Genomic DNA, 7,331 nt, shown 5'->3' with positions numbered 1-7,331 from the left:
CGGCGCGATGGCACGTGTGAACTGGGCGAGCCGCAAGCCCGCCACACAGGGAGCATGGCTGTCCCGGATGCTGGCGAAGAAGCCGCGGATGCTGGTGGCGATTGCGCTGGCGAACAAGATGGCCCGAAAAATCTGGGCCATGCTGACGAAGCAGGAAGACTATCGAGATCCGGCATTGGTCGTGGCAGCGTGATTTGATGCTGACCACAAATATCCAAAGTCGGTAAGGAGTGTGAGAAGTCGATGACCTGAATGGGCGCATGATCGAAACGATCCGGATAGGGAAAACCAGTATGGTTCTTCGAGCTGGAGAGCTCGGCTACAAGATTTGGACCCGATCCGCAGATCACCATACCGGCCAGAGGCTTCTGAAAATGCCACACATAAAAGGCCCGACAGAAGACCGCACTCGATCGCACATTCAAAAGGTCAGAAACTTCTTGCACAACGGGCGGCAACCACAGAAGAACCATCGTTTTCCGATTGAATCGTTGCTCGCGCTGTCTGGCTCTATTATCGGCCTTTTCAAAGGAAGGATTGTCAAAACTTTACAATTTTGCACGGAGCCATGTAAGGAGCAACTTTCTTAAAACCGAGGCTTCTTCATCGCTTGCGTCCTTGCTGGCGCGGTTGTCTCCCGGCTGATGAGTTCGAAACCAACGTTCACGGGAACTGTGGGAATAGCCTCTAAATTCGTTTCGCCATCAAGAACGCTCAAGAGAAGTTCACCCGTGCGCTTGCCGATAAGTTTGGCATCAATGCGGATCGTTGTGATTGCAGGAACACATTGGCGCGCAATATCGAAGTCACCAAAGCCCATCAAGGACAAATCATCCGGCACGCTGATGTGACGGCGATGACATTCCATAAGAGCTCCAACAGCGGAAATGTCGGAAACAGCAAAGACAGCCTCCACATCTGGCGCCCGCTCAAGCAAGACGCCCAAAGTCCACGCGCCGTGATCGTAAGACACTGGTGCTTCGTTCTCGCGAATTACCAATTCGCTACTGAGCCCTGCCTCACGGAGCACTGAGCTGAAGCCTGCCAGACGTGCCTCGCCACGTAAGTCCTTCGCTTCGCAATCGACGCGGGAACCAAGCGCACCGATACGGCGATGACCAAGAGAAAGAAGATGGAGTGCTGCGGCACGACCAACTTCATAATTGGAGAAGCCAACGGCGTGGTCGATGGGATGTTCGGGAGCGTCCCAGATCTCGACAATCGGAATTCCGGCCCGCAACATCATCTCGCTTGCGGCTTTTGTGTGCGTCGTTCCAGCAACCACGATTGCATCTGGTCTTCGCGCCAGCATGGCGCGGATGATCCTCTCCTCCTCAGTTAGGCTGTACATCGTATAGCCAATGAGGAGTTGATAGTCGGCTGCGCGCATCGCCTCTGCCAGCCCTTGCGCCGTGTCAGCGAAATTGGAGTTGGTCAGTGTCGGCAATATAGCGGTGATGAAGTTGGTGCGCCTGGAAGAAAGGCTGCCTGCGACGCGATCAGGCACATAGCTGAGCTGTTCAACCGCCTTCATCACCCTATCACGGGTGGATTTTGAGACCAGCCCAGGATCCGCCAGTACGCGCGATACCGTCATTTTGGACACGCCGGCGAGCCGGGAAACATCCCGCATGGTTGCTTTGGGAGACGATGGCGGCACGTGAATGTCCTGTTTATCTCAGATAATCAGTTACTTCGGAGCGATTCGATTGTAAACAAGGTGATAGAAGCGGCCATCGAGCATACGCATCATCTCGTCGGTGATGGCTCGACCTTCCGCCCGCACGGGGGATGCTAGCGCCTCCTCGATCGCTGCCATTGATGGATAGTCGACTTCCTGTACCATGACGATTGCTGGTGTGTCTGCGTCAGTATTGACCGTGCGCATAACCCGCACGGCTTGCGCATTTGGCATGCGTTTCCACACTGGCAGTAGCCGCTCCTCGACCAGGCGGAAGAATTCCTCTTCGTGACCTGGGTGAATTCTACCCTCGAAAATTGCGGATCGGGTGAACATGCAACCTCTCTATACTTCAAAGCCGATTCATTGTTACGGCCACTTGCAATGATACCGATAACATGTATGGTTGAAAATACAAGCATCAAAGATTGCATCTAACTCCGTTTGAGGATGTGCACAGCGGGTGATGCGCAAAATGAGCGGAGGAATGCGCTAAAGTCGAATTATCGCATCAATCGCGCAATATGCGGTCTGAGATGTTACCGAGAACATAACTATTAAGTTCAAACCGACGGCATGGCTGGGAGGCCGGTGCCGGAAAGTGGAGGAAACAATATGAGTATTTCGAAGTCTCTTCGCGTCATGATTGCAGCAATTGGCGTTGCAGCCGCAGGGCTGTTTGCCGCCTTCGACGCAAACGCCGTAACGCTGAACGATATTACCACACGCGGGACGGTCCGTATCGGTGTGCTGACCGGTGCTCCGCCGATGGGCATGGTGGATGAGAACGGCAATCCAACCGGCTATGATGTCGATGTCGCGAACCTCATCGCCGGTTATCTGGGCGTCAAGGCAGAACTGGTGCCATTGACGCCGCCCTCGCGCATTCCCGCCTTGCAGACCGGCAAAGTCGACTTTCTCGTCGCCACATTGGCCCCGACTGGTGAGCGCGCCAAGACAGTGATGTTCACGCAGCCCTACAGTGCCTTCAACATGGTGATCGTTTCGGGCAAGGACCAGAAGTTCGGTCAGTTGTCGGAGCTCGGCGGCAAGCGTGTGGCGGTCAATCGCGGGTCGTCCCAGGAAGCTGCATTGCGCAAGGTCGCCATACCCGGTCTTGAGATTGTCGTCTATGAGGATGACTCGACCTCTGCTCAGGCGTTGATCGCCGGACAGGTCGATGCTGTTGCTCTGCCGTCGACAGTTGCTGATGCCGTCCTCAAGCAGTTGCCGGATGCCGGCCTACAGGTGGGCTTCACCTTCTTCCGTCAGGGCAACTCCATGGCGACGACCCTACAGGATTTTGAAATGCGCCAGTGGCTCAACACGGCGATTTACCTGATGAAGAATTCTGGGGAGCTCGACGCAATCGCGATGAAATGGACCGGCCAGCCCATGCCGCAGCTGCCTTCGTTCTAAAACGAAGCAGATCGATCTGCCGGGCCCTGGACGCCCGGCAGGATCCACCACGGAGGCCGGAAATATGCCCTACACCTTCCAGTTCGGCGTCATCGCCCAATACCAGAATGAGATCCTTGCCGGGATCTGGATGACGATCAAACTGTCCGTCGTGTCGATTGTTCTTGGTTGTGCGGCAGGCATTGTTCTTGCCTCGATTCGCTCGATGAAGCCCGGCATCAGCCGATTCATCGTTGATGCCTATGTCGAAATCATTCGCAATACACCGTTTCTGGTGCAGCTTTTCATTGTCTATTTCGGCCTGCCGGGCCTTGGGTTCCGTGTCAGTGCCGTGACGGCAGCGCTGATCGGCATGACGATCAATCTTGCTGCCTATTCGACCGAAATCATTCGCGCCGGAATTGAATCAATTCACAAATCGCAAATTGAAGCGGGCGAAGCCTTGGGTTTTACGAAGTTGCAGATCTACCGCCATGTTATCATCATGCCGGCGATCGCCAAGGTCTATCCGGCGCTGTGCAGCCAGTTCGTGCTGATGATGCTGGCATCGTCCATCTGTTCCGCGATTTCCACCAATGAGCTCGCCGCTTCAGCTGCTTTCATCGAATCGCAAAGTTTCCGCTCTTTTGAAATCTATATCGTAGTGACGCTGATCTATCTGGCGCTAGCGCTGGCCATGCGCGGCGTGCTGGCACTTCTCGGCCTCTGGTTGTTCGGCCGCCGCGTGGCGCGGCGGACCGCAGTCGCCCTTCCGGAGGTGCAGGCATGATTCTCCGTACCTTTGGCTTTAGCGAATTCGGGTTCCTGCTTTCGGCGCTCGTCTGGACCATCATACTGACGGTGATTGCGCTCGGCGGCGGCGGCATTATCGGCTTTTTCGTCGCGCTTGCGCGAACTTCGACACACAAATGGCTGCGTATCATCGCGGGAACCTATATCCAGGTCATCCAGGGTATCCCGGTTCTGATGATCCTGTTTCTCTCCTACTACGGATTGAGCCTCGCCGGACTGCAGTTGCCGCCACTGGTGGCTGCCGGTGCCTCAATGACCATCTATGCGTCGGGCTATCTCGGAGAAATCTGGCGGGGCTGCATCCAGTCTGTGCCAAAACAGCAATGGGAGGCCTCCGAATCCCTTGCCATGACCCGCGCGCAGCAATATCGCTATGTTATCCTGCCGCAGGCGCTTCGTATTTCCCTGCCCTCGACGGTCGGTTTTGCCGTACAGGTGGTTAAGAATACCTCGATCACCTCGATCATCGGCTTTGTCGAACTCGCGCGCGCGGGGCAACTCATCAACAATGCGACGTTCCAGCCTTTCCGTGTCTTTCTTGCGGTTGCGGCGCTGTATTTCGTCGTCTGCTACCCACTGTCCCAGCTGTCGCGTTGGCTGGAAAGGAGGCTCCATGTCGGAAGTCATCGTTAAAAATGTTCATAAAAGCTTCGGCACAGTCGAAGTCCTCAAAGGGATCTCCCTGACCGTCGAACCTGGCGAAGTTATCGCACTGATCGGCCGGTCGGGATCCGGCAAGAGCACGCTTCTGCGCTGCATCAATGGGCTGGAAACGATTAATTCCGGTCGCATCGAAATCGCCGGACATACGGTCAGCCGCGATCCGCAAAAATTGCGCGAGCTCCGCCGCGATGTGGGCATTGTTTTTCAAAGCTATAATCTGTTTCCGCATCTGAGCGTCGGCGAGAACATCATGCTGGCGCCGAAGATCGTCAAGAATGTTGCAAAGGCGGACGCGCGCAAGACGGCGGAGGCCGTGCTGAAAATGGTTGGTCTGTCGGAAAAATTTGATGCCTATCCGGATGAACTGTCCGGCGGCCAGCAGCAGCGCGTTGCAATCGCCCGTTCGCTTGCAATGCAACCGAAAGTAATGCTGTTTGACGAAGTCACATCGGCGCTTGATCCGGAACTGACGGAGGAGGTGCTCAATGTCATGGAGCAGCTTGCCCGCGACGGGATGACGATGATCCTCGTCACGCACGAAATGGCTTTTGCCCGACGCGTCGCGACCAAAACCATTTTCATGCATCACGGTAAAATCCGGGAGGAGGGTCCTTCAAAGCAGCTCTTTGCTGATCCACAGACACCGGAGCTGCGCCAATTCGTCAAATCCGACGTCAAATAGATGCCTCCATCCAGGAATTAAGTTAAATCATGTCGATCAACATTCTGCAATTATGTCCGCTGATGCCGTCGCTCGAAGCGGAGCTTGCGAAGCGCTACACCGTCCATCGCTATTTCGAAACGAAGGACCAGACCGGCATTCTGAAAGAGAGGGCCGGTGACATACGCGGCGTGGTCACGGGCGGCCATATCGGTATTCCCACTGAGCTGGCAATCCAGTTACCGAAGCTAGAAATCGTTGCAATCAATGGTGTTGGCTACGATAGGGTCGATCTGAACGAGGCAAAAAAACGCGGCTACCGGGTCGCTAACACGCCGGATGTATTGACTGCCGACGTCGCTGATCTGGCACTCGGCCTCATTATAGCACTGGCACGACAGCTCACGATTGCCGACAAGCATGTCCGCTCCGGAAACTGGTCGAAAGGGGATCTCGGCCTTGGCCATCGCGTCACGGGCCGTCGCTATGGCGTCTTCGGACTTGGCCGGATCGGGCAGGCGATTGCCAAACGGCTTGAAGCCTTTGATGCGCAGATCTCCTATTCCGGCCGGCGTAAATTGGATGTGCCCTATGTGTTCTACGATACGATTGTTGGCCTTGCAGCAAATTGTGACGTGCTGATTATTGCGGCGGCCGCATCAGCCGAGACGCGGCACGTGGTCAACAGCGATGTCCTTGAGGCGCTCGGGCCCAAGGGAAGTCTCGTCAATATCGCGCGTGGTTCGCTTGTTGATGAGGCAGCTCTGGTTGCTGCCCTCGGTGAGGGCAAAATCGCTGGTGCGGCGCTTGATGTGTTTGAACATGAACCTCACGTGCCGGAGGCGTTTTTTGAAATGAAGAATGTGGTGCTCACGCCGCATGTAGCGAGCGCAACCCACGAAACGCGTGGGGCGATGGCAGATTTGGTGCTTGCCAATCTCGACGCGCAGTTTACCGGCAAACCGCTTCCGGCAGCAGTGATTTAGCTTTTTACCGGGATCGGGTGATGCCTGGGAAGGAGTATCCGCATGACCAATACAACCGCAGTCAAAATCGCCGTAATTGGCGCCGGGATTATGGGGGCGGCGATTGCAACACGCCTCATCGAGACCGGTCATAAGGTTACGATTTTCGATCTGGTCAGCGAAAAGGTCGCGGCACTCACCGCAAGGGGCGCAATCGCGTCGGTGTCGGTGGCGGACGCCACTGCTCGGAGCGATTACGTGATCCTCAGCCTCAATCATGCCGATATTGTCCGTGCCGTCGTATTCGGCAAGGACGGAGTTGCCGTTTCCGCTAACAGCAACAAGCTGCTCATCGACATGTCCTCGATCGATCCAAAAGAGACTGCTGTTATGGCGGCAAGGCTTGCGGGCGAAACTGGCATGAAATGGGTGGATTGTCCCTTGTCAGGCGGTGCTCCGGGCGTAGCCGCCGGGCGCTTGACCGTAATGGCGGGCGGAGATGCTGCCGATTTCGAGCGTGCCCAAATCGTAATGCAGCATCTTTGTGCCAATTACACATTGATGGGGCCAAGCGGAGCGGGGCAGACAACCAAGCTGATCAACCAGCTATTTTGTGCCGTGGCGTTTCAGGCCGTTGCTGAAGCCGTCAAGCTTGCAGAAGCAGGAGGCGTCGATCCGACGATTATCCCGCAGGCTCTTGCTGGTGGTCGTGCCGACAATCGCATCATGCAGGAATTCATGGCCAAGTTTGCCAGGCGTGATTACGCGCCGACAGGCCGCATCGACAATATGTTGAAGGATCTCGATTCCCTACAGACCTTTGCGCTGAAAACCAAAACGCCTCTGCCGATGACCGGTCAGGTCGTAGAGATCCACCGGCTGCTCTGTGCCGCTGGCCTTGGATCCAGGGATTCGGCGGAGATGATGCGAATGCTGGATGGCTTTCCTCAATAAATCCGTCCAGTACCGATGCCGTGCTTGAAAAGCAGCGGGTCAAGCGTTGAACGCAATCTCACTTAACCCTTTCACGCTTGCTTCGACGATATCAGCGACCGGCTCTGCCACGTCCTGACGCAGCACAAGCGCTTCGCCGGTTGGTGGCTCCAGCGTTGCCAATTGGCTATCCAGCATCGAAAGCGGCATGAAATGA

At 55.8% G+C, this 7,331-nt stretch carries 8 protein-coding genes and 1 pseudogene; 7 read left to right on the top strand and 2 right to left on the bottom strand.

What is annotated here, in order from left to right; translation table 11 throughout:
* A pseudogene (locus tag AAAC48_RS04680) lies at nt 1-193 on the top strand (IS110 family transposase); the annotation flags it as partial.
* A gap of 393 nt (nt 194-586) precedes the next feature.
* Here AAAC48_RS04680 and AAAC48_RS04675 read toward each other — a convergent pair.
* Nucleotides 587-1,633: a LacI family DNA-binding transcriptional regulator gene (locus tag AAAC48_RS04675; protein WP_340653057.1), complete on the bottom strand. Its 1,047-nt coding sequence runs from the start codon at nt 1,631-1,633 to the stop codon at nt 587-589.
* A 57-nt stretch (nt 1,634-1,690) separates the two neighbouring features.
* The gene (locus AAAC48_RS04670) at nt 1,691-2,017 is read right to left on the bottom strand and encodes a hypothetical protein (RefSeq protein WP_340653056.1); all 327 of its coding nucleotides are present in this window, start codon (nt 2,015-2,017) and stop codon (nt 1,691-1,693) included.
* Between the two features lie 279 nt (nt 2,018-2,296).
* Here AAAC48_RS04670 and AAAC48_RS04665 point away from each other — a divergent pair, with 279 nt between their 5' ends.
* The 6 genes from AAAC48_RS04665 (at nt 2,297) to AAAC48_RS04640 (ending at nt 7,135) form a co-directional block, all read left to right on the top strand.
* Nucleotides 2,297-3,100: a transporter substrate-binding domain-containing protein gene (locus AAAC48_RS04665; RefSeq protein ID WP_340653055.1), complete on the top strand. Its 804-nt coding sequence runs from the start codon at nt 2,297-2,299 to the stop codon at nt 3,098-3,100.
* A 64-nt stretch (nt 3,101-3,164) separates the two neighbouring features.
* Nucleotides 3,165-3,869, top strand: a complete 705-nt coding sequence (locus AAAC48_RS04660; RefSeq protein WP_340653054.1) for an amino acid ABC transporter permease — start codon at nt 3,165-3,167, stop codon at nt 3,867-3,869.
* Nucleotides 3,866-4,525, top strand: coding sequence for an amino acid ABC transporter permease (locus AAAC48_RS04655; RefSeq protein ID WP_340653053.1), 660 nt, complete (start codon nt 3,866-3,868; stop codon nt 4,523-4,525). Before AAAC48_RS04660 ends, AAAC48_RS04655 begins: the two co-directional genes overlap by 4 nt.
* Nucleotides 4,506-5,237 carry an amino acid ABC transporter ATP-binding protein gene (locus tag AAAC48_RS04650; protein ID WP_340653052.1) on the top strand — a complete coding sequence of 244 codons (732 nt, stop codon included), beginning with the start codon at nt 4,506-4,508 and terminating at the stop codon, nt 5,235-5,237. Before AAAC48_RS04655 ends, AAAC48_RS04650 begins: the two co-directional genes overlap by 20 nt.
* Before the next feature lie 29 nt (nt 5,238-5,266).
* Nucleotides 5,267-6,202 (top strand): 2-hydroxyacid dehydrogenase, encoded by a 936-nt coding sequence (locus AAAC48_RS04645; protein WP_340653051.1) that lies wholly within the window; start codon nt 5,267-5,269, stop codon nt 6,200-6,202.
* 42 nt (nt 6,203-6,244) lie between these two features.
* Nucleotides 6,245-7,135, top strand: a complete 891-nt coding sequence (locus AAAC48_RS04640) for an NAD(P)-dependent oxidoreductase (RefSeq protein ID WP_340653050.1) — start codon at nt 6,245-6,247, stop codon at nt 7,133-7,135.
* Nucleotides 7,136-7,331 lie beyond the last annotated feature (196 nt).

This window comes from Phyllobacterium sp. (assembly GCF_037994405.1).
Classification (GTDB): Bacteria; Pseudomonadota; Alphaproteobacteria; order Rhizobiales; family Rhizobiaceae; genus Phyllobacterium.
Note: the sequence above shows the minus strand (reverse complement) of the source record. Positions and strands in the feature narration are given on the sequence as shown.

Bases quoted from the DNA above. Each gene is read 5' to 3' on its own strand.
- AAAC48_RS04675 (WP_340653057.1), bottom strand. From the start codon at position 1,633: ATGCGGGATGTTTCCCGGCTCGCCGGCGTGTCCAAAATGACGGTATCG.
- AAAC48_RS04670 (WP_340653056.1), bottom strand. From the start codon at position 2,017: ATGTTCACCCGATCCGCAATTTTCGAGGGTAGAATTCACCCAGGTCAC.
- AAAC48_RS04665 (WP_340653055.1), top strand. From the start codon at position 2,297: ATGAGTATTTCGAAGTCTCTTCGCGTCATGATTGCAGCAATTGGCGTT.
- AAAC48_RS04660 (WP_340653054.1), top strand. From the start codon at position 3,165: ATGCCCTACACCTTCCAGTTCGGCGTCATCGCCCAATACCAGAATGAG.
- AAAC48_RS04655 (WP_340653053.1), top strand. From the start codon at position 3,866: ATGATTCTCCGTACCTTTGGCTTTAGCGAATTCGGGTTCCTGCTTTCG.
- AAAC48_RS04650 (WP_340653052.1), top strand. From the start codon at position 4,506: ATGTCGGAAGTCATCGTTAAAAATGTTCATAAAAGCTTCGGCACAGTC.
- AAAC48_RS04645 (WP_340653051.1), top strand. From the start codon at position 5,267: ATGTCGATCAACATTCTGCAATTATGTCCGCTGATGCCGTCGCTCGAA.
- AAAC48_RS04640 (WP_340653050.1), top strand. From the start codon at position 6,245: ATGACCAATACAACCGCAGTCAAAATCGCCGTAATTGGCGCCGGGATT.